We start from the raw sequence: 18,933 nt of genomic DNA on the forward strand, positions 1-18,933 counted from the left end.
CATTTCAAACTTTTAATGCAACTCGTGTCTTTCAGTTGTTATTGTGAATTGAATTATTTCGTTTTTATGTCGCTCGAAAGGTATCGAAGACCATCTAAAAAAGTAACAGATCGGACTCAGCAGCTATTAAATACCGACTTTTGCTACTCAAGTCCAGTGCAATTTCAGTTTCTCCTTTTAATTTGGTATCTATTAAGGGCAGAATAAAAGGTTTTTAAGGCTCCAGCACTGCCATGCTAAGCGATTTGTCATATCAGTAAATTTGTACGTAATCTTACTGTAGCTTATCAATTGAGAAGATCGCCAAGATTGTATCGAGTTGCTTTACAATCGGCGAAGCAATAAGAAAGAAGGAATAAGAAAGAATTTTTTTTTCTCGACCGTTTCTTGTTCCCAGGAGGGCTGAAAACTTCGATTGCTAGGCAATTTTGAGACACAAAGGGCTAGCGGCTGATGATTGGTAGCTCCCGGCAAATGCCGCTCTAGCCATTCTCCCAAATCTGCAAATACTTCATGATGGTTGATATCGATGTGGAGATCGTGATAGCTGCCTGGCAATTCGTAACATTCTTTATCTGGGAAAGTCACTTGCATGCAGAAAGCCCAACTGCTATCTGGATGCGTCACTCGGTCTGCGCTGCCGTGGAGCATGAGTAAAGGAAGGCGCAAATCCGAGCCGTGACTTTGTATCCAATTGACGGTCTGCAAAAATTCTGTGGCGAGTCGGGCACTGCCGTATTCGTGTCGAAGAGGGTCTTGGGCATAGGCAGAGACTGCGTTCGGGTCGCGAGAACTCGCATCGCGATCGATGCCTAGTTTCAGGCTGAAGCGCGGATAGACTTTCGAAAGCAGCCGTCCAATCGCCATTTTTATCGGCGAGACTCCCACTTTTCCTATTGCTGGTGCCGTGACAACGATCCCTTGTAAGCCCTCTGGAAATCGTAAGGCATAGTCTAGCGCGATCGCGCCGCCTAAACTATGTCCCCACAGAAAACGAGGACAGTCCGGTTCTCGTTCTCGAATCAGCTGCAAAAAAGCGCTCAAATCTTCTCGAAACTCAGCCCAGCGATTGATATGACCTCGCTGTCCGGGCGACCGTCCATGACCGCGCAGATCGAAAGCGTAGACCCCGTAACCCTTCCCAATTAAATACCGCGCCGCATCGTCGAATAGTCCGCTGTGGGAGCCAAGTCCGTGTACGATAGCCACAATGGCTTTAGCTCGATTCTGGGGAAACCAGCTTTGGTAATAGAGGCTCAGTCCTCCAGCGCCTTGAAAAGTTCCTTTGATGTGTTTCATCTCAATTTATCCCTAATAGCTTCTCCATTGCTGCACTCTGAGCACCCACGCCGAGATTTCTAGTCGATCGCATTTCCGAAGAGTTGATGAGGCTATTCAATGCCAAGTTGAGAAGCACAGCCGCGATCGCAGACATATCTTTAATTCTAAATTCTATTCAACTTATAGCGGGATTGTATAACGAGAGCGATCGCGCAAATCCCTGCGATCGCTCCGTCAGATCGCTATCTCTGGATATCCTTAAAGGACTGATAGGCTTTTTCGGGGTGATAGAGATGACAGCGATCGCCTATTTCCTTCATTAGTGCCCAAGAAAACTTGCTTTCTTGAATGTGGCTGCCCCAGTTTTGTTTTAAACTCTCGTGAGCCATTCGCAAATTATAGGAGGGAATGGCAACGCAGATATGATGTGGCACGTGTACGTTGATATCATGACACAGAAATTCCACCCAACGGGGATAGGTACAGTGAACGGTTCCGGCTAATTGAGCTTCTGCGGCACTCCAGGTTTCAGCAGGACGAAACTGAATGTTGGGTGCTGTGTGATGGACTAATGTAAAAGTGCTCATCCAGAAGTGATATACCAACCAAGGCAGCAGCCAAAACTTGACGAAGCCCCAGATGCCAGTCATCGCGATTAGAGTAGGGAAGAAGACAGCAGCAAAGATGACGACAGATGCGATCGACACTTTGACTTTGGCGCGATCGCGTTCTGAGAATTGGGATAAGTCGAAATGCAGCACTGCCCAATGCGCGATCGAACCTAGCCACCAAAAGCGTCCGCGCAAGGCTTGGTAAAATCCTCGCACGAAGGGGTTCGTCTGGGTATAATCCTCTAGCGTCCAAGGATCCCATGCGTTATCTATCAATAACTTATTGGTATGAAGGTGATGGCGATCGTGCAGGATGCGCCAGCAGTGAAATGGGTATATCAGCGGCAGCGTCATAATGTGCCCAACCCAATCGTTGACCCAACGACGTTTTGCAAAGGAGCGATGTCCGCAATCATGGGCGAGTACAAAGAATCCTGTCAAAGCCGTTCCCGTAAAAATCCAAGCGAGAGGTAAGAGAAACCAAGGTAGGGTGGCAATGCCAACGTAACCGAGACTAACGGCTAAAACATTGATAAAAAGGAATGACCAAGCTTTACGGCGATCTTTTTGAAAACACTCTCGCGGTAGAGTCTTAATGATGTCTTTCAGTTGAATGTCGGCATTGACTGAAGGAATCGACGCCTTAGCAAATTTTTCTGTCGTTGCACTCATGAAGTAGACGAAATCTCCATAGGAAAATAAGCGTGTCGATCGCACAAACCCTCGTAAAAATCCCTGCCAAGTTCACTGAGGCACTTAGCAGGGATTTTTGCTGCGCGCTTGCGTGAATGCTGTTTGGGTCTTTAAGCTTAGAAAGCTTAAAAAACCTTTACAGTTATAACACGACAAGAGAAGTCATATTATTCGTTCTTGACTTCTCCTCGCATTAAAATGGTTTTCTAGTAAAGGAACTACAACGAGTCAAGATGTACGCAAGCCAAAAACTTTTCCTCCCAACCATGGGCTGCGGAACTTGGGCATGGGGCAATCGCTTGCTCTGGGGATACGATGAAAGCATGGACGAGCAATTGCAAGCTGTCTTTAACCTTTGTGCGAGCAACAGCGTGACTTTATTCGATACGGGCGATTCTTATGGGACTGGGAAATTAAATGGGAGAAGCGAGTTATTGCTAGGACGCTTTGCCAAGGAATATCTCGGTGCCGGCAAAGAAAATATTTGCATTGCCACCAAGCTTGCCGCTTATCCTTGGAGATTGACGCGCCAATCGATGGTGTCGGCTTGTAAGTCTTCCGCCAAGCGTCTGGGCAGAAACGTAGATTTGGTGCAGATGCATTGGTCTACAGCCAATTATGCGCCATGGCAGGAGGGAGCGCTCTTGGATGGTCTCGCCGCTCTCTACGAGCAAGGACTGGTCAAGGGAGTAGGTTTATCCAATTACGGACCGAAAAGACTGAGATGGGCGTATAAAAAGTTTAGCGATCGCGGCGTTCCCATTTCCACCCTGCAAGTTCAATACTCGCTCCTCTCTACCTATCCCGTTACCCAACTAGGTCTAAAGGAGGTTTGCGACGAACTAGGAATCAAACTAATCGCCTACAGTCCTTTAGCTTTGGGATTATTGACAGGAAAATATTCTCAGAAGGGTTCGTTTCCAAAAGGGATCCGAGGGTTGCTGTTTCGGCAGCTTTTGCCGGGAATTCAACCGCTTTTGTCGTGTTTGCAAGCGATCGCGCGATCGCGAAACAAGACCCTGTCGCAGATTGCCATCAATTGGTGTATCTGTAAAGGAACTATTCCCATCCCTGGTGCAAAAACCGTCGAACAGGCAAAGGAAAATCTTGGTGCTTTGGGTTGGCAACTAGACGCTAATGAGATTGCAGAGTTGGATCGCGCTGCTATAAATACAGGCAAAAAGATGGTACAAAATATTTTTCAGACTAAATGAACGCTTACTTATACCAGAAACACGATTTAAGTTCCGCCTCTTTTGCTTTTACGCTCTCGCTGCCGATGTAGGGCTTGTGAGGTCGAGAACGCTAAACTCAAAATCGTTAACGGAATTACGACGAAGACTAGCGCTTTGCTGAAAATGGGCAAGCTTTCATTTCTGGTCTGATTCAAAAACAGATAAACAGCGTAGGCGATGTAGTAGCCGAGAAGCAACAAGCCTTCTCTTCGACCAATTCGGTAACCCGTAAAGAAAATGGGCAAGCAAACAATAGCCACGGCGATCATCACCGGAATATCGAACCTTAGAGCGGCATTAGAAACGTTAATGCCATCTGACGAGACGGTGGCGGACAAGCCCAGCACGGCTAGAATGTTAAAAATATTGCTGCCAACGACGTTGCCGACGGCAATATCTCGCTCGCCTCGGAAACTGGCAATAGCAGAGGTAGCCAGTTCTGGAAGAGAAGTTCCAGCAGCTACAATCGTCAGTCCGATAATTAGGTTGCTGACGTTCAATACCTTAGCAATAGTAATTGCACTCTCCACTAGCCAGTTTGAACCCAGTACCAACAGTCCCAAACCGATTGCAATGAGCGCTAGATTGACTAACCCTGCTTTTACCGAAGAACGGATCGATTGACCGTATTCCTGAGCAAACTCTTCTTGAACTTCGCGATCGCGTTCCTTGCGGCTTTGATAAATTAGGAAAATAGTATAAAGTACGCCGCCGATGAAGAGAATAATGCCGTCTACTCTGCTAATCTTGCCATCGGCTCCAAATATTAGCGTTAGGGTAGATACGCCAATCATAATCGGCACGTCCAAACGAACGAGTTGCAAAGCGACGGTTAGCGGCGCGATTAGGGCAGATATGCCAAGAATAAATAGGGCATTAAAAATATTGCTCCCAACCACGTTACCCAAAGCAATATCTGCTTTACCGTTCAAACTAGAAATGATGCTCACCGCCATTTCGGGCGAGCTAGTGCCGTAAGCAACGATAGTTAATCCGATGACTAAGGGGGAAATCCCAACCATGGCAGCTAGGCGAGAAGACCCCTTCACTAATAATTCTGCGCCAACGACTAACAGCGCTAGTCCCGCTACCAGTAAAACAAAGGTAAGAAAGTTCATATAATTTCGGCGTGGAGACTCCCACCACACCCGTAAGGGTTGGTGATGAGACGTGGCGTATAAACTGCCGAGGTTTCCTCGGCAGACAGCCACTCAGGAAACGCCGCCTCCATTAAGTTGTTTACAAAAAATGTGGTAAAAGGTGAAGCATGGAAAAAGCCTACCGCTACAGAATGGAGCCAACTGCCGAGCAAGAACAAATATTGCGACGGACAATTGGTTGTGTGCGGTTGGTTTTTAACAAAGCCTTGGCTGCGAGAACCGAGGCTTGGTATGAGAGGCAAGAACGAGTTGATTACGTTCAAACAAGTGCCATATTGACCCAGTAGAAAAAACTTGATGCCCTCCAGTTTTTGAATGAGGTGAGTTGTGTACCACTGCAACAAGGATTGAGGCATCTGCAAACTGCTTTTAGTAACTTCTTTGCTGGTAGGGCAAGATACCCCAACTTTAAAAAGAAGCGTAGCGGTGGCAGTGCAGAATTTACTAAGTCGGCTTTTAGGTGGAAAGAGGGACAAGTCTACTTGGCTAAGTGTTCCGAACCGTTGGCGATTAAATGGTCTAGACAACTTCCATCTGGATGTGAACCCACAACCATCACGGTTAGACTTGAACCTTCTGGACGCTGGTTTGTTAGCTTGCGGATTAACGATCCCATCGACCAAACCATGCAGCCAGTTGATAGTGCTGTGGGGCTGGATGTTGGGGTGAGTAGCTTCCTTACCCTGAGCGCAGGTGAGAAGATTGCTAATCCCAAAGCATTTGACAAGCACTATCAGCGGAAAGCGCAAAAGTCTTTGAGTCGTAAGCAAAAAGGCTCTCGCAACCGAGATAAAGCAAGGCTCAAAGTTGCTCGTCTTCAAGCTAAGATTTCTGATTCCAGACTTGACCATTTGCACAAACTGACAACTCGACTGATTCGTGAGAACCAAACGATAGTAGTTGAGAATTTGGCAGTTAAAAACATGGTCAAAAATCCCAAACTTGCCCGTGCTATTAGTGATGCTGTATGGGGTGAGATGGTTCGTCAACTGGAATATAAAGCCAAATGGTACGGTCGAGACTTGGTGAAGATAGACCGTTGGTTTCCCGGTTCTAAACGCTGTGGTAGCTGCGGGCATATTGTTGAAAAATTGCCGTTGAATGTCAGGGAGTGGGACTGTCCCAACTGCGGAACACACCACGACCGGGATATCAACGCCAGTCGAAATATTTTGGCGGTGGGACACACCGTTGCAGTCTGTGGAGCGAACGTAAAACCTGATAGGCATAAGTCTTAAAGGAGGGGCTGTGTCTGCCGTACGACGGCAGACCTTGAAAGCCCCGTGGCAGTTGCGGAAAACCCGTAAGGGAAGGAAACAGAAACCCAATTCGTGAGTTTTGGGAATCTCCCGCTACACCCGCCTCGGGTTAGCGGTGAGAGGATGTCAAGAATTTATTTTACGGTTATGGGTTGTCCTTCTTATCAATGATTTTTATTAGGTATTGTCCATTTTTTAAAGATCGAGTTTGGCGAGAACTTCGTGCAAAACTTTAGCCGAATTTTGCAGTTGCGTTTCTTCTGTCTTGCTCAAAGCTAACTTGACCCTTTTGATCGCTCCTTTTTCATTGACAACGGTTGGCAAACTCAGGCAAATATCGTCGATGCCGTACAGTCCTCGTACTAGAGTACTGACCGTCAAGATGCGTTCTTGAGAGCGCAAAATCGCTTTGACGATATCGGTAACAGCTAAACCGATCGCGTAGGAAGTATAACCTTTTCGCTGAATAATTTCATAGGCGGCATTCTTGACGCGATCGAAGATAGCGCATAATTCTTTTTGCTCGTCGATAGAAAGACTTTCCCAGTCGCTTGGGAGAAGTTTCATCCCAGCGACGTTGACGGTACTCCAGACGGGAACTTCGCTATCGCCGTGTTCCCCGATGATATAAGCGTGGATGCTGCGAGGATCGATATCCAGTTTCGCTGCCAGTAGAGAACGAAAACGCGCCGTATCCAACACCGTTCCCGAACCCATTACCCGCGAACTGGGAAATCCAGTGAGTTTTTGGGTAACCCAGGTCATGATATCGACTGGATTGGTGACGATTAGCAAGATGGCGTTGGGACAGTATCGTGCCACGTCATCCAAAATGTTTTTGAAGATAGCAACATTGCGTTCTACCAGGTCGAGACGGCTTTGTCCTGGTTTTTGCGCAGCTCCGGCAGTGATAATTACAATATCTGCATCTTGCCCTGCATCAGCAACCGTTCCTGCTTTCAAAAAGGTAGGGGAAATAAAAGACATCCCGTGCATCAAATCCATGACTTCTCCCTCGACCCGTTCTTTGGCAATATCTTGCAAGATCAGTTCGTCAAAACAGTTTTGGATCAGCATCGAATAGGCGCAAGCCATTCCCACTTGACCCGCACCGATGATAACTCCTTTGCGAGGACGAATCGGTGCGGGCTTTTCTGCATCGGGGTTAGAAATAAAAATTTGTTCAAACATATAAAGTCTTTGTGTTAGAGAGAACAATAACGATCGCGGATTAGCAATCTTCAATGAATTTATTGTTAGAAAGAATACTCGGTTTAAACATCCTTCGGCAGTCATAATGAGACTGCGATCGCGTTGGAGCGATAATTAAAAGTACATACTTAGCAACCGACGCGTCCACTCGGTACCCCTCCGATCGACTCGTTCGATCGCCTATAAATTTTGCCGATCGCTGTGCCTGAGAGACAAACCTTCATTCAAAATCATCTCGGTTACTCCTCAAAACGCAACGCCTTCCCTCGCACGTTGGGATAAAATTTCCCCCGTTCGTAAACTACTTGACCCCCAACAATCGTAACGACGGGCCAGCCAGTTAAATTCCAGCCTTCAAAGGGACTCCAACCGCATTTAGTTTGCAACTCTTCCCGCAGGACGGGACGATAAGTCTCCAAATCGACTAAGACTAAATCGGCATCGTATCCCGGTGCGATCGCGCCTTTATTGGGAATTTTATAAGCTTTAGCGACTGCCGTTGACATCCAATTGGCGACTTGGGCGACGGTGCAGCATCCCTGCATTGCCTGTGTTAGCATCAAGGGCAATGAAGTCTCGACCCCTGGCATTCCTGACGGCGTATTGGGATAGCCTTTGGCTTTCTCTTCCAGGGTATGGGGCGCGTGGTCGGTGGCGATCAAGTCGATAACGCCATCTAGCAAAGCTTTCCAAAGGATATCGTTATTTTCGGGCGATCGCAGCGGAGGATTCATTTGCGCCAGCGTTCCCAACTTTTCGTAGGCCTCTGTATTGAGTAGTAAATGCTGCGGCGTTACTTCTGCCGTCACCCAACTCGGTTTATCCTGCCTGAGAAATTCGGCTTCTATCCCAGTCGATAAGTGCAGAATATGTAAGCGACGCTGATATTTTTTAGACAGTTTGAGGGCTAATTTCGTCGCGTTGAGGGCTGCTTGTTCGTCCTGAATCTGAGAATGGACGGCTGGATCGGTAATTCCGGCAAATTCCTGGCGGCGAGCGTCAATTCTTGCTTGGTCTTCGGCATGAACGGCAATCAAACGCTTGCCTTTAGCAAAGATCGGTTCTAATTCTTCTTCCCGACTGACTAACAAAGGACCGTGCATGGAACCCATAAAAATTTTGATGCCGCACGCTGGTTTTGCTTCTAGCAAATCCGGCAAATTTTCCGGGGTTGCCCCAATAAAAAAGCCATAATTGACCAAGCATTTCTGGGCAGCTCGTTGCAGCTTATCGTCCAAAGCTGCCTGGGTAGTTGTCAAGGGGCGAGTATTGGGCATCTCCAGAAAAGAGGTAACGCCCCCTCTAGCACAGGCGCGACTTGCCGTATGCAGATCTTCTTTATGCTCTAATCCAGGTTCTCGAAAATGGACTTGGGGGTCAATCGCTCCGGGCAACAAAGTTAACCCCGTTGCGTCTATGATGGTACTAACATCGGTATCGGGAATTTCCGATGCGATCTGGACAATTTTGCCAGCCTGAGTTAGAACGTCTCCTATAAAAAACTCGCCGTTAGGCAAAAGAATTCGGGACTGACGAATTAGTAACATAAGCGAGCCATCCAAGCGTATGAGTTCCAAAAAATCAATGATACTTTAAAGTTCCTGCTGACAGGGAGATCGCTAAACTAAAATACAAATCTTGTCGCCACTCATTCTACTCGATCGTTTTTATTTACTTGCTGGCCATCAAAACACTATGACAGAAAGCCTCAACCAAGAGCCGAAGAAAACCGCTCAAACCCATCCGGAAAATCCCTGGCTAGAGATCGCCAAAACCATTATTACCGCAGCCTTTTTAGCCTTTGGAATTCGGACTTTTGTCGCCGAAGCGCGCTATATTCCCTCTTCTTCTATGGAACCCACCTTAGAAATTAACGATCGTTTGATTATCGAAAAGATTAGCTATCATTTTAGGGAACCAGAACGAGGAGATGTAGTGGTTTTTTCGCCAACAGAAAAGCTTAAAGAGCAACACTTCAATGAGGCTTTTATCAAACGGGTAATCGGTCTTCCGGGGGAAACAGTGGCAGTCAGAAATGGACGAGTTTATGTCAACGATAGGCCTTTAGCAGAGAACTATATTGCAGAGAAGCCTAAGTATAATTACGGTCCGAGAAAAGTCCCGCCGGGTCAGTATCTTGTCTTGGGCGACAATCGCAACAATAGTTACGATTCTCACTACTGGGGATTCGTGCCGAAAGAAAATATTATCGGGCGGGCAGTCGTGCGTTTTTGGCCCTTCAACCGTCTTGGAGGAATCGATCCAGAACCAATTTATTCGTTGGAAGGGAAATAGAGAAATTGTTAATCAATCGTTAGTGGCTAGTTGCTGAGAGGAAATCCTCCTAACGACTAACCATTAACTACTAACCAATAACTACCGGAACATACTACTGACCGAACTATCTTCGTGAATGCGCCAAATGGCTTCCCCAAGAAGCTCCGCTACAGAAAGCACGGTTAACTGATCGAACCGCTGATTTTCTGGAACAGGAATAGTATTGGTAACTATTACTTCTTCAAATAATCCGCTAGAGAGGCGCGAGATAGCCGGTTCGGAGAAAACTGCGTGAGTCGCACAAGCGTAAACTTGTCTGGCTCCCTCTTGGCGCAGCAATCGCGCTCCTTCTGAGATAGTACCTGCCGTGTCAATCATGTCGTCTACTAAAACAGCGGTTTTTCCCTTAACGTCGCCGATTAAATTGACGACCTCTGCAACGTTGTGTGCCTGACGGCGTTTGTCGATGATGGCAAGGGGGGCATCGTCTAATTTTTTGGCAAATGCCCTGGCCCTGGTAACGCCGCCGACATCTGGCGAAACGACTACGAGATCTGAGAGATTTTTACTGACTAAATAATCGATTAATACCGGAGAACCATAGACGTGATCGAGAGGAATATCAAAATACCCCTGAATTTGGGCTGAATGTAAATCCATCGCTAAAACGCGATCGGCACCAGCTTCAGTAATTAAATTAGCAACTAATTTGGCAGTAATAGCCTCTCGCCCCGCTGTTTTGCGATCCGCTCTAGCATAACAATAATAAGGAATTACGGCAGTAATCTGCCGTGCCGAGGCTCGACGACAGGCATCGATCGCGATCAGTAATTCCATGAGGTTATCGTTAACGGGTTTACAGCAGGGCTGAATTAGATAGACATCGCAGCCTCGGATCGATTCTTGGATCTGAATGTATAGCTCCCCATCCGCAAACCGCTTGCGAACCATTGGTCCTACGTCCATGCCCAAGTAACGAGCTACTTCTTGGGCGAGAGGAACGTTAGCCGAACCAGAAAATAAACGCAGGCGGTTATTGTCCGACGCAGGCTGTGATGTCGGCGAAAAGAGCAAAGTGGCAGTATAGCTCACGGCGGATTCTTTTCCCTCAACTTATGGCATTCTTATCATCTCAGGTTTTTAGGATTTCTGAGACAAATTTTTCCCACTCTCAATCATAGCCAATCTATTCTTTAAATTCCGACATAAATGTTCAATCTATTTAGCTTTTTTTGATTTTCTGGAGATGGGAATGAGCTGACAAACCCAAGGGATTGCTTGCCTATTGGTAAAGTTCCCATCAAATCTGAAAAAATAAACATTAAACTTAAAATTCTAACCGACATCAATAACCCTTTGATGAAAGCATTACTGGTTGTAGGAACGGATACCGAGGTGGGCAAAACAGTCTTAACCTCATCTTTAGCAGCTTACTGGCAGATCTACAAACCGAATAAAAGTCTGGGACTGATGAAGCTCATCCAGACAGGCATTGGCGATCGGGAGTTTTACCAAGAACTGTTTGGCAGCAGTCCATCGCTAGAAATCGCCGCCCCTCTGTGTTTTCAAACTCCAGTCGCTCCTCCTATAGCGGCAGAACGAGAAGGTCGCGACATCGACTTAGGACAAGTTTGGCAAGAATTTAGGCGATTAGGGCAACAGCAAGATTTCGTCTTAGTCGAAGCTTTAGGCGGGCTAGGTTCTCCAGTGACTCACGAACTAACGGTAGCAGATCTAGCTGGGGAATGGCGTTTGAGCGTCGTTTTGGTCGCGCCGGTTAAATTAGGCGCGATCGCCCAAACCGTAGCTAATGTTGCTCTTGCCCGCCAGTACCAAATCGATCTCAAAGGCATTGTCCTCAATTGTGTCCAACCCCGTACCGAACAACAATTAGCCGATTGGACGCCGATCGAGTTGCTTGAATCTTTGACCTGCATTCCCGTTTTAGGCGTTTTGCCCTATCTGAGCGATCGCAACGATCTGGAAAAGCTGGCTCTAGTTGCATCGAATTTAGCCCTGGAGAAATTTTTGCCTTGGTAGCAATTGCCACTTAAATTTCCTTATAAAAGTTTTCTACCAAGCGCTGTCTGACTTTTACTAATTCTTCAGAAGTTAGCATTTCCTCTTGACATTGAGCCAATAAGGCTGGTGTCGAGAAGATTTCTCCCAATCGCTGAATCCATCTATTCAACTCGGGGTCGCGATAGCAGTAGCGATTGAAAGAAAAGCAATACCAATCTGCGGCATATCGCGCCGCATATTCTTCTGGCGACATGCCCAGAGGAAACATTTGTATCGCCAATCGTTCGCAATTGAGAGGAGCAAGTGGAAGCTGCTTATCTACCTTACTCATAATCTTTTCAGTTTTGTTACAAAAGGTTACTAGCTTCCATACTTTAACTTAAGTGGTGACTTTTAATAAAGCGTGTTATGTCCGTTATTTTTGAAGCTTGGCACAGTTTAACCATAAATACAGAGACAATCGCGCGCGATCGCTTGCAAAATGGTAAATCCGCCAGGGCATTGTCCAAAAGCTAACGCACCGCTCGCTATACCTATGAGTGACACTCTAGATTCTGCCTTTAGATCGCTCGCCTCCCAAGGGCAAGAAAATAGTCAGAACCTCTCCCTGTTGGGGTCGTTGGCGCACGATCAGTTTGCCGCCCAAGGCATTGAAAAGGTTTTTAGTAACGTCCAAACTTAGACTCAAACTGCCCGTTTCTGGTTGAAACATCAGCAACTGACCCAACGCTTTAAGGGCATTATCTTGGTAGACGGACTGAGTATAAAATTGCAGTTTTAGTTGATTCCCCGCCGTCGTCACTCGAACTTGGATTTGTCCTCCCGTGGGCAAACTGCGGATAAATTTTTCCATCAATCCAGTTAGTACTTGGTCTAGCATAGCCGGATCGCTAACTACCTGCGGCAGTTTTTTCGGTACAACCACATCGAGTTCGACACTACGTCGTTGTGCTTGTTTTTGCCAAAGGGGAATACTGCGTTGAAAGACTTGTTCGAGGGAGATAGGAACGAGCTGAACTTGTTTTTCTCGCACGGGAGAGGTTTTAAATTCTGCCGCTCGGAAAATTAGCTCCATACGGTTGATTTGCTCGGTACATTCCTGGTCGATAGTTTCCAAGCGCTTGACTATTTCCGGCGATAATTCGCTAGAACGCTTGAGGAGCAATCGCGTCATCGTGCGAATGGTCGTCAGGGGAGTGCGAATCTCATGGGTAAGTGCTTGCAGCAATTCGATGTCTGGAGAATCAGTTGCACAAGCTTCATCGAGCTGTTGAGACTGCTGTTTGGCTCGCCGATTGGCGAACGGGAAAATGTTTCCGTTTTTCTCGCTAACTGTCTCGATCGCGCGAGTTTTTTTCGTCTCTAGGGTTGGTAGTTCGGGTAAATGCTTGAGCAGCAGATGGCTAAAATTTGTAACGAGACGATAATCGGGCGTTGGCGGTCTGAATTTCTCGAAAGTGCGATCGAGTTGCTGTAATTGATGGTACTTGGCAAGATACAAGCGCGATCGCAAGAGCGACCATGCCCGTTCGATTGTTTCTGGTTCAAACGAAAATTGAAAGGTAGGGAGTCCCGTAGCGTCCTCTCCCAAAACCATCAGCAACCCAAACTTGGAAGTCAATGCCAAACAAAACTGCTCGCTGGCGATGGGATCGTTTGGCAAGAGGGGCAGTTCCGCGATCGCGCCTGTAATGTCATGTTGTAGAATTTGTTGGGCAACAGATTGCTGACAGGGCATTAGCGCCAGAGTCTTGAGCGCTTGTGGCATAAAAATTCCGGTCTGAAAGCGAGAAATCAGATCTACATAGCTTAAAACGGGCGCGGGAGCGGATAAGATCGAGCCTTGTAAATCTGTTTGCGAAGCATCGATCGAAGATAATAATAACTGTTGTAGTGCCGCGATCGCTCCAAACCATTCCTTTTGCGCTTTCAGCTTTGCTCTGGCTATCTGCTCGCTCGAATAGGGATAAATCGCGTCTAGCTCGCTCTGAGGTGCACGAACTTCTAAATTAGCCGCTTCTTGGCTATTGAAAACATCACTGAGTTTTCGCCATAATCCCTGTTGCACGACCATTGACTTCCTACAAGCAGCAATTTACCGAATTCTTTTTCTCACCTACGATAGTAACTGCCTTTTTCATTCGTCCGCATCAGTAGAACCGAACGATTTATTCGCAATCCCCGTTCTTTGTGTCGAGTGATTGGGGATTGGAGATGGTTAGTCGTTAGCTGTCATTGGTCATTGGTCAAAAGTCCTTTGTCATTGGGGATTGTTAGTAGGGGCGGGTCGAGCTAAAAACGTGAGATATTTACCCACAGTTACTGTTAAAAACCCGCCCGTCCAGTAGAAAATCCATTTAGCATACTAACTCCAAACAGAGATTCTTCGTTACGTTCTACTGCACTGGGAATGACAAAATAAACTTTTGGAATGTCCTCTAAGGGCGTAGGGGGATCGAATAGTTGTTAATCTCGTAATTACATATAGAATAACAGCGATCGAGGGCAACGATGAATCGCAGAGCTTGCTTACGCCTGGGCGTTAGATTCTCCAGCTGGCTGGGACTTTCCTTAGTAGCTTGCGGATCTGCGCCCAAACAACAGAATTCTTTCTCTACCTCTACTGGAACGATGAAACTAGAAAGTACAGCTTTTATCCACAACGAGCTAATACCATCTCGGTACACCTGCGACGGCGAGGATATCTCGCCGCCTTTGAATTGGAACGATCCGCCAGCTGCAACTAAAAGCCTGGCGCTGATTTGCGACGATCCCGACGCACCGATGAAAACCTGGGTTCACTGGGTTGTTTACAATTTGCCTCCCGAAACTCGCTCCTTGCCCGAAAAGATTCCCGCAGGCAATTCACTTTCCAATGGCGGACTTCAGGGGAAAAATGACTTCGGCAAAATTGCCTATGGGGGACCTTGCCCGCCGCGAGGAACACACCGCTATTTCTTTAAACTCTATGCCCTAGATACAATGTTAGACCTCAAACCAGGGGCGACAAAAGCTCAACTAGAAGCTGCTATGAAAGGGCATATTCTCGCTCAAGCCGAATTCATCGGGCATTATCGCAGAAAATGAAATAAGCTGTCATACATTGTACTTAACTTACAGCTAACAGATAAAATTTTTATAAACGTGGGAATCCCCTAATTTTCACTTCCGTACTGGCGCACGATCGTGCGCCTCTATTTCTGACTTTTGACTGAATCGATCATGACCTTACCCTTTTCTATCGACGAGCGCCATCGCATCCATACCTCCCAACTAGACGTACCCCCGCGCCTGCTTTTGGGTCCGGGTCCGGCCAACGTCCATCCCCGCGTCCTGGCGGCTATGAGCCTGCCAACGCTGGGGCACCTCGACCCCCGTTACCTAGAATTGATGGACGAAATTCAAACCTTGCTCCGCTACACTTGGCAAACAGACAACCCGATGACGATTTCGGTCAGTGGAACGGGCAGTGCAGCCATGGAAGCGACTTTGGCTAACGTTCTCGAACCGGGGGATGTAATTTTAGTCGGCATAATGGGTTACTTCGGCTATCGCTTGGCGGATATGGCGAGTCGCTATGGAGCCGATGTACGCAAGCTGACTAAGGCTTGGGGAGAGGTTTTTAGCCTAGACGAACTGCGAGAGGGCTTAGAAACCAATCGTCCTACCGTTCTTGCCCTGGTTCACGCAGAAACCTCGACGGGAGCGCGTCAGCCCCTGGAAGGAGTAAGCGAATTGTGCCGCGAATTTAATTGTTTGTTATTGGTCGATACGGTGACGAGTTTGGGCGGCGTGCCTTTGTTCTTAGATAAATGGGGGATCGACCTGGCTTATAGTTGCAGTCAAAAAGGTCTCGGCTGTCCTCCCGGACTGGCTCCTTTTAGCATGAGTCCTCGCGCTTGGGATAAACTTCAAAATAGGCGATCGCCAGTCGCGAATTGGTATCTGGATATGAACCTGTTGAATCGCTATTGGGGTTCCGAGCGAATTTATCACCACACGGCTTCTAGCAATATGAATTACGGTTTGCGGGAGGCGCTGCGCTTGGCGGCAGAAGAAGGATTAGAAGAACGCTGGCAGCGACATCAAAACAATGCCCGCTTGCTTTGGGAAGGTTTGGCAGATTTGGGGCTGGTTTGTCACGTCCGGGAAGAATTTCGCTTGCCTACCCTAACTACGGTTAGAGTTCCAGAAGGAGTCGATAGCAAGGCAGTGGCACGCCAACTCCTGACCGATTACAACATTGAAATTGGTTTGGGACTGGGCGAACTGGCAGGCAAAGTCTGGCGAATTGGATTGATGGGTTATAACAGTCGGCGCGAAAATGTTGTGCTTCTGTTGGAAGCGCTTAGGAAAGTCCTAGCTAATGGGAAAGCAATCGACATCGTTAACTAGATTGAAGTCAGGCAAAGCTCATCCATCGGTACGGTTATTGCTATTGGTGAATGCGCGATCGCCCCAATGACAAAAATCGGAGTTCAACTTTACTATTTGATTGAGTAAACTGAGGCAGGTTGCGCAGATGCCTGTTTCCATCTGACGCATGAGTGCTCGCTTCACCTTCATCAAAATTAGGAAAAAAGCTGTATTAAGGAGAAAAGGCTATGCGAATAGCACAAATTGCTCCGCTATGGGAGCGAGTTCCTCCTCCAGCCTATGGCGGCACAGAATTAGTAGTTAGTTTATTAACTGATGAACTCGTTCGACGCGGACATGAAGTTACGTTGTTTGCAACGGCTGACTCGGTTACCCTTGCCAGGCTAGAACCCGGAGCACCCCAGCCCTTACGCTTGATGGAAGCGACTCCGCAAGAGGAACAAATCTACAACACCTTGCAACTGAGTAAAGTTTACGAACGCGCCAACGATTTTGATATTATTCATTCGCACATTGACTTTTCTGCTTTTCCCTATGCCAATTTGGTAAAAACGCCAACGGTACATACGACTCATGGAATTGTCCCCGCTTGGGTTGAGCCAATTTACATCAAAAATAGACACCAAAACTTCGTCAGTATTTCTAATTCACAGCGTCGGGATGACTTGGATTTAAACTACATCGCTACTGTATATAATGGAATCGATCCCGACGCTCACCTCTTTCATCCCCAACCGGATAATTCGCCTTATTTAGCTTTTCTAGGGCGGATATCGCCAGAAAAGGGCCCTCATCTGGCGATTGAGATTGCCAAGCGCGCGGGCTGGCACTTGAAGATAGCTGGCAAGGTCGATCGCGCCGATCGAGAGTTTTTTGAACGAGAAATTGCGCCACTGATTGATGGCAAACAAATTGAATTTCTAGGTGAAGCCGATCGCGCGCAGAAGAGTGAGATTATGGGTGGGGCGGTTGCTACGCTGTTCCCGATTACCTGGCGCGAACCCTTTGGTTTGGTCATGACCGAATCAATGGCTTGTGGTACGCCAGTGATTGCAATGGCACTGGGGTCAGCTCCTGAAGTTATCGTGCATGGCAAGACAGGGTTTCTTTGTCAGAGCGTGGATGAATGTGTTGCTGCCCTCGCTCGAATATCCGAAATAGATCGTCGGGCTTGCCGTCAGCACGTGGAGCAGCATTTTAGCGTTCGAGCAATGGTAGATGGCTATGAAGCGGTGTATCGACGGGTTTTGGCAACCAGTTTCAGCCGCAATGGTCGAAGCGAGACTCCCATTATTGCTGCTTGAAGTGGATTGTAGCCAGCGGAGGTGAAGGCTATGATGCATTCCCCCAAGCAAGCGATCGCAATTTTGTCGATTGACTCAAAGCCAAATGACTCAAAATTAGATACATTAGCGATCCACCATCAACTCGCCCAGCTTACTTCAGCATTGAGAAAAGCCGGATGGCAGATCGATCGATTTCTAGGTAAAGTTGGCAAATCATGGACAAATCAGGTGAAAATAGAACGTAATTCGCCGGATAGCCGCAAAATATATATAACAGCAACTAATATCGCCCAATTCGTCAGAGAGTTTCAAAAATTTGCTATGCACGAAGGGGGCAACTATCCACTCATTCATACCTGGAATGGATTAGCGGGTCAGATTGGGTTGCAGCTTAAGGTGTCTGGTGGAATGCAGTGGATACATTCTTACTGGAGTGAAGATTCGCTTTCGATTGAATCGCAAATTTCCGGACATCCTTCGGCGCAAACAGCCTGGCAAATTTGGCACAATGCAGATGAAATTATTGAATTTGCATCTCTCAATGCCAAGTCTTCTCCATTCCATCCCAAGGTACGATCGAAAATCGAAGCCAAACGCCAATTAGGACTTTCTGCCTTCGACACCGTTATCTTGTGGGTTGGAACTTTCGCTCAACAAGGCGATCGGGCGTTGCAAGAAATTGAACGCTGGCTTGAGATTGCAACTCGACTCAATCAAATGTCCGCTATCCAACGGCATCGCTCGTGGAAACAACATTGGGTTTTCATTGCGCAAACTTCCGGTTCTGCTGACGATCGCGCTCAGATTAATCGTGCTATCCAAGAAAAAGTTTCAGCACTCGATCTAAAAGATAAAATTCATTGGTCAGCATCAGGTTCACCTGAAGGTCTCGATCTTTATTACAGTGCAGCCGATGCGTGCGTGCTTCCGAATTGGAGAGAACCCTTCGCAGATAAGGCATTACGGGCGATCGATCGCGGCACCCCAGCGATCGCATCTCAGTACAGTGGAGCGAGATTTGCCGTCATCCCCAAAGAAACCGGGTTACGGGTTGCCGCTAACAGTCCAGAGGCATGGGCCGAGGCAATCGCTCAGGTGTTGGAGGGAGATCGATGGGTCAAACGGTTATGGCAGCACTCTTTAGGCAGATCCGATCCGGAGTTGAGTTGGACGATCGCGGCGGCTCATCTGAGTGAAGTCTACCGACGATTACTGGCACAAACCATCACTCAGATACCACTCTGGCACAGCCAAAAACCGTATTCAATCAGGCTGCCGCAACGAGCGATGGTGACAGACTTCGAGCCGGACAAGACATTAGACTTTGTTCCATCGCCTGCATCTGACTCTGTTGCGGTTGCAGCGATGAGGCGCTCGGCATCCTAAAAGCGAATATTTCTTGCCAAAGGCAGCTCCATAAAAATGTGCGTTGGCTAAAACCCCTTACTCAAATTTTGATTCAATTAGAATATATATATATATATAGAAGATACTTTGCGATCGCTCGAAGATAGATAACT

General features: G+C 47.3%; 15 protein-coding genes and 1 pseudogene. 8 read left to right on the forward strand and 8 right to left on the reverse strand.

Annotated features, from left to right (window positions below; all coding sequences use genetic code 11):
* Window positions 1–324 precede the first annotated feature (324 nt).
* On the reverse strand, window positions 325–1,299 hold the full coding sequence (locus PLE7327_RS15005; protein ID WP_015144661.1) for an alpha/beta hydrolase: 975 nt from the start codon (window positions 1,297–1,299) through the stop codon (window positions 325–327).
* A 224-nt stretch (window positions 1,300–1,523) separates the two neighbouring features.
* Entirely contained in the window at window positions 1,524–2,564 is a 1,041-nt protein-coding gene (locus tag PLE7327_RS15010) for a fatty acid desaturase (RefSeq protein ID WP_015144662.1), read from the reverse strand.
* 254 nt (window positions 2,565–2,818) lie between these two features.
* Here PLE7327_RS15010 and PLE7327_RS15015 point away from each other — a divergent pair, with 254 nt between their 5' ends.
* Window positions 2,819–3,799, forward strand: coding sequence for an aldo/keto reductase (locus PLE7327_RS15015; RefSeq protein WP_015144663.1), 981 nt, complete (start codon window positions 2,819–2,821; stop codon window positions 3,797–3,799).
* 26 nt (window positions 3,800–3,825) lie between these two features.
* On the opposite strand, the gene PLE7327_RS15020 is transcribed toward PLE7327_RS15015, so the two are convergent.
* Window positions 3,826–4,938, reverse strand: coding sequence for a calcium/sodium antiporter (locus PLE7327_RS15020; RefSeq protein WP_041392192.1), 1,113 nt, complete (start codon window positions 4,936–4,938; stop codon window positions 3,826–3,828).
* Window positions 4,939–5,087: 149 nt separating this feature from the next.
* Between PLE7327_RS15020 and PLE7327_RS15025 the strand changes: the two are divergent.
* Window positions 5,088–6,315: pseudogene (locus PLE7327_RS15025) on the forward strand (RNA-guided endonuclease InsQ/TnpB family protein).
* Between the two features lie 119 nt (window positions 6,316–6,434).
* Here PLE7327_RS15025 and PLE7327_RS15030 read toward each other — a convergent pair.
* Window positions 6,435–7,430: an L-lactate dehydrogenase gene (locus PLE7327_RS15030; protein ID WP_041392193.1), complete on the reverse strand. Its 996-nt coding sequence runs from the start codon at window positions 7,428–7,430 to the stop codon at window positions 6,435–6,437.
* Window positions 7,431–7,690: 260 nt separating this feature from the next.
* Entirely contained in the window at window positions 7,691–8,998 is a 1,308-nt protein-coding gene (locus PLE7327_RS15035; protein ID WP_015144666.1) for a dihydroorotase, read from the reverse strand.
* Window positions 8,999–9,146: 148 nt separating this feature from the next.
* Here PLE7327_RS15035 and lepB point away from each other — a divergent pair, with 148 nt between their 5' ends.
* The gene (lepB, locus tag PLE7327_RS15040; protein ID WP_015144667.1) at window positions 9,147–9,746 is read left to right on the forward strand and encodes a signal peptidase I; all 600 of its coding nucleotides are present in this window, start codon (window positions 9,147–9,149) and stop codon (window positions 9,744–9,746) included.
* 81 nt (window positions 9,747–9,827) lie between these two features.
* On the opposite strand, the gene PLE7327_RS15045 is transcribed toward lepB, so the two are convergent.
* Entirely contained in the window at window positions 9,828–10,820 is a 993-nt protein-coding gene (locus PLE7327_RS15045) for a ribose-phosphate pyrophosphokinase (RefSeq protein WP_015144668.1), read from the reverse strand.
* A 267-nt stretch (window positions 10,821–11,087) separates the two neighbouring features.
* On the opposite strand from PLE7327_RS15045, the gene bioD reads away from it, so the two are divergent.
* A complete protein-coding gene (bioD, locus tag PLE7327_RS15050) occupies window positions 11,088–11,768 on the forward strand; it encodes a dethiobiotin synthase (protein ID WP_015144669.1) in 681 nt (226 codons plus the stop codon).
* 10 nt (window positions 11,769–11,778) lie between these two features.
* Here bioD and PLE7327_RS15055 read toward each other — a convergent pair whose 3' ends face one another.
* Both PLE7327_RS15055 and PLE7327_RS15060 read right to left on the reverse strand, forming a co-directional pair.
* On the reverse strand, window positions 11,779–12,081 hold the full coding sequence (locus PLE7327_RS15055; RefSeq protein ID WP_015144670.1) for a hypothetical protein: 303 nt from the start codon (window positions 12,079–12,081) through the stop codon (window positions 11,779–11,781).
* Between the two features lie 216 nt (window positions 12,082–12,297).
* Entirely contained in the window at window positions 12,298–13,824 is a 1,527-nt protein-coding gene (locus PLE7327_RS15060; protein ID WP_015144671.1) for a sensor histidine kinase KdpD, read from the reverse strand.
* A 437-nt stretch (window positions 13,825–14,261) separates the two neighbouring features.
* On the opposite strand from PLE7327_RS15060, the gene PLE7327_RS15065 reads away from it, so the two are divergent.
* The 4 genes from PLE7327_RS15065 to PLE7327_RS15080 all read left to right on the forward strand — a co-directional run bounded on the left by PLE7327_RS15065 (window position 14,262) and on the right by PLE7327_RS15080 (window position 18,799).
* Window positions 14,262–14,837 carry a YbhB/YbcL family Raf kinase inhibitor-like protein gene (locus PLE7327_RS15065; RefSeq protein ID WP_015144672.1) on the forward strand — a complete coding sequence of 192 codons (576 nt, stop codon included), beginning with the start codon at window positions 14,262–14,264 and terminating at the stop codon, window positions 14,835–14,837.
* Window positions 14,838–14,972: 135 nt separating this feature from the next.
* Window positions 14,973–16,145: an alanine--glyoxylate aminotransferase family protein gene (locus PLE7327_RS15070; RefSeq protein ID WP_015144673.1), complete on the forward strand. Its 1,173-nt coding sequence runs from the start codon at window positions 14,973–14,975 to the stop codon at window positions 16,143–16,145.
* Window positions 16,146–16,354: 209 nt separating this feature from the next.
* Window positions 16,355–17,431, forward strand: a complete 1,077-nt coding sequence (locus tag PLE7327_RS15075; RefSeq protein WP_015144674.1) for a glycosyltransferase family 4 protein — start codon at window positions 16,355–16,357, stop codon at window positions 17,429–17,431.
* Between the two features lie 30 nt (window positions 17,432–17,461).
* Window positions 17,462–18,799, forward strand: a complete 1,338-nt coding sequence (locus PLE7327_RS15080) for a glycosyltransferase (RefSeq protein ID WP_015144675.1) — start codon at window positions 17,462–17,464, stop codon at window positions 18,797–18,799.
* Window positions 18,800–18,933: the final 134 nt, after the last annotated feature.

The organism is Pleurocapsa sp. PCC 7327 (assembly GCF_000317025.1).
Taxonomy (GTDB): Bacteria; Cyanobacteriota; Cyanobacteriia; order Cyanobacteriales; family Microcystaceae; genus Hydrococcus.

What these genes read in the sequence shown, in the direction of transcription:
- PLE7327_RS15005 (WP_015144661.1), bottom strand. Translation starts at nt 1,299, where the DNA reads ATGAAACACATCAAAGGAACTTTTCAAGGCGCTGGAGGACTGAGCCTC.
- PLE7327_RS15010 (WP_015144662.1), bottom strand. Translation starts at nt 2,564, where the DNA reads ATGAGTGCAACGACAGAAAAATTTGCTAAGGCGTCGATTCCTTCAGTC.
- PLE7327_RS15015 (WP_015144663.1), top strand. Translation starts at nt 2,819, where the DNA reads ATGTACGCAAGCCAAAAACTTTTCCTCCCAACCATGGGCTGCGGAACT.
- PLE7327_RS15020 (WP_041392192.1), bottom strand. Translation starts at nt 4,938, where the DNA reads ATGAACTTTCTTACCTTTGTTTTACTGGTAGCGGGACTAGCGCTGTTA.
- PLE7327_RS15030 (WP_041392193.1), bottom strand. Translation starts at nt 7,430, where the DNA reads ATGTTTGAACAAATTTTTATTTCTAACCCCGATGCAGAAAAGCCCGCA.
- PLE7327_RS15035 (WP_015144666.1), bottom strand. Translation starts at nt 8,998, where the DNA reads ATGTTACTAATTCGTCAGTCCCGAATTCTTTTGCCTAACGGCGAGTTT.
- lepB (WP_015144667.1), top strand. Translation starts at nt 9,147, where the DNA reads ATGACAGAAAGCCTCAACCAAGAGCCGAAGAAAACCGCTCAAACCCAT.
- bioD (WP_015144669.1), top strand. Translation starts at nt 11,088, where the DNA reads ATGAAAGCATTACTGGTTGTAGGAACGGATACCGAGGTGGGCAAAACA.
- PLE7327_RS15055 (WP_015144670.1), bottom strand. Translation starts at nt 12,081, where the DNA reads ATGAGTAAGGTAGATAAGCAGCTTCCACTTGCTCCTCTCAATTGCGAA.
- PLE7327_RS15060 (WP_015144671.1), bottom strand. Translation starts at nt 13,824, where the DNA reads ATGGTCGTGCAACAGGGATTATGGCGAAAACTCAGTGATGTTTTCAAT.
- PLE7327_RS15065 (WP_015144672.1), top strand. Translation starts at nt 14,262, where the DNA reads ATGAATCGCAGAGCTTGCTTACGCCTGGGCGTTAGATTCTCCAGCTGG.
- PLE7327_RS15070 (WP_015144673.1), top strand. Translation starts at nt 14,973, where the DNA reads ATGACCTTACCCTTTTCTATCGACGAGCGCCATCGCATCCATACCTCC.
- PLE7327_RS15075 (WP_015144674.1), top strand. Translation starts at nt 16,355, where the DNA reads ATGCGAATAGCACAAATTGCTCCGCTATGGGAGCGAGTTCCTCCTCCA.
- PLE7327_RS15080 (WP_015144675.1), top strand. Translation starts at nt 17,462, where the DNA reads ATGATGCATTCCCCCAAGCAAGCGATCGCAATTTTGTCGATTGACTCA.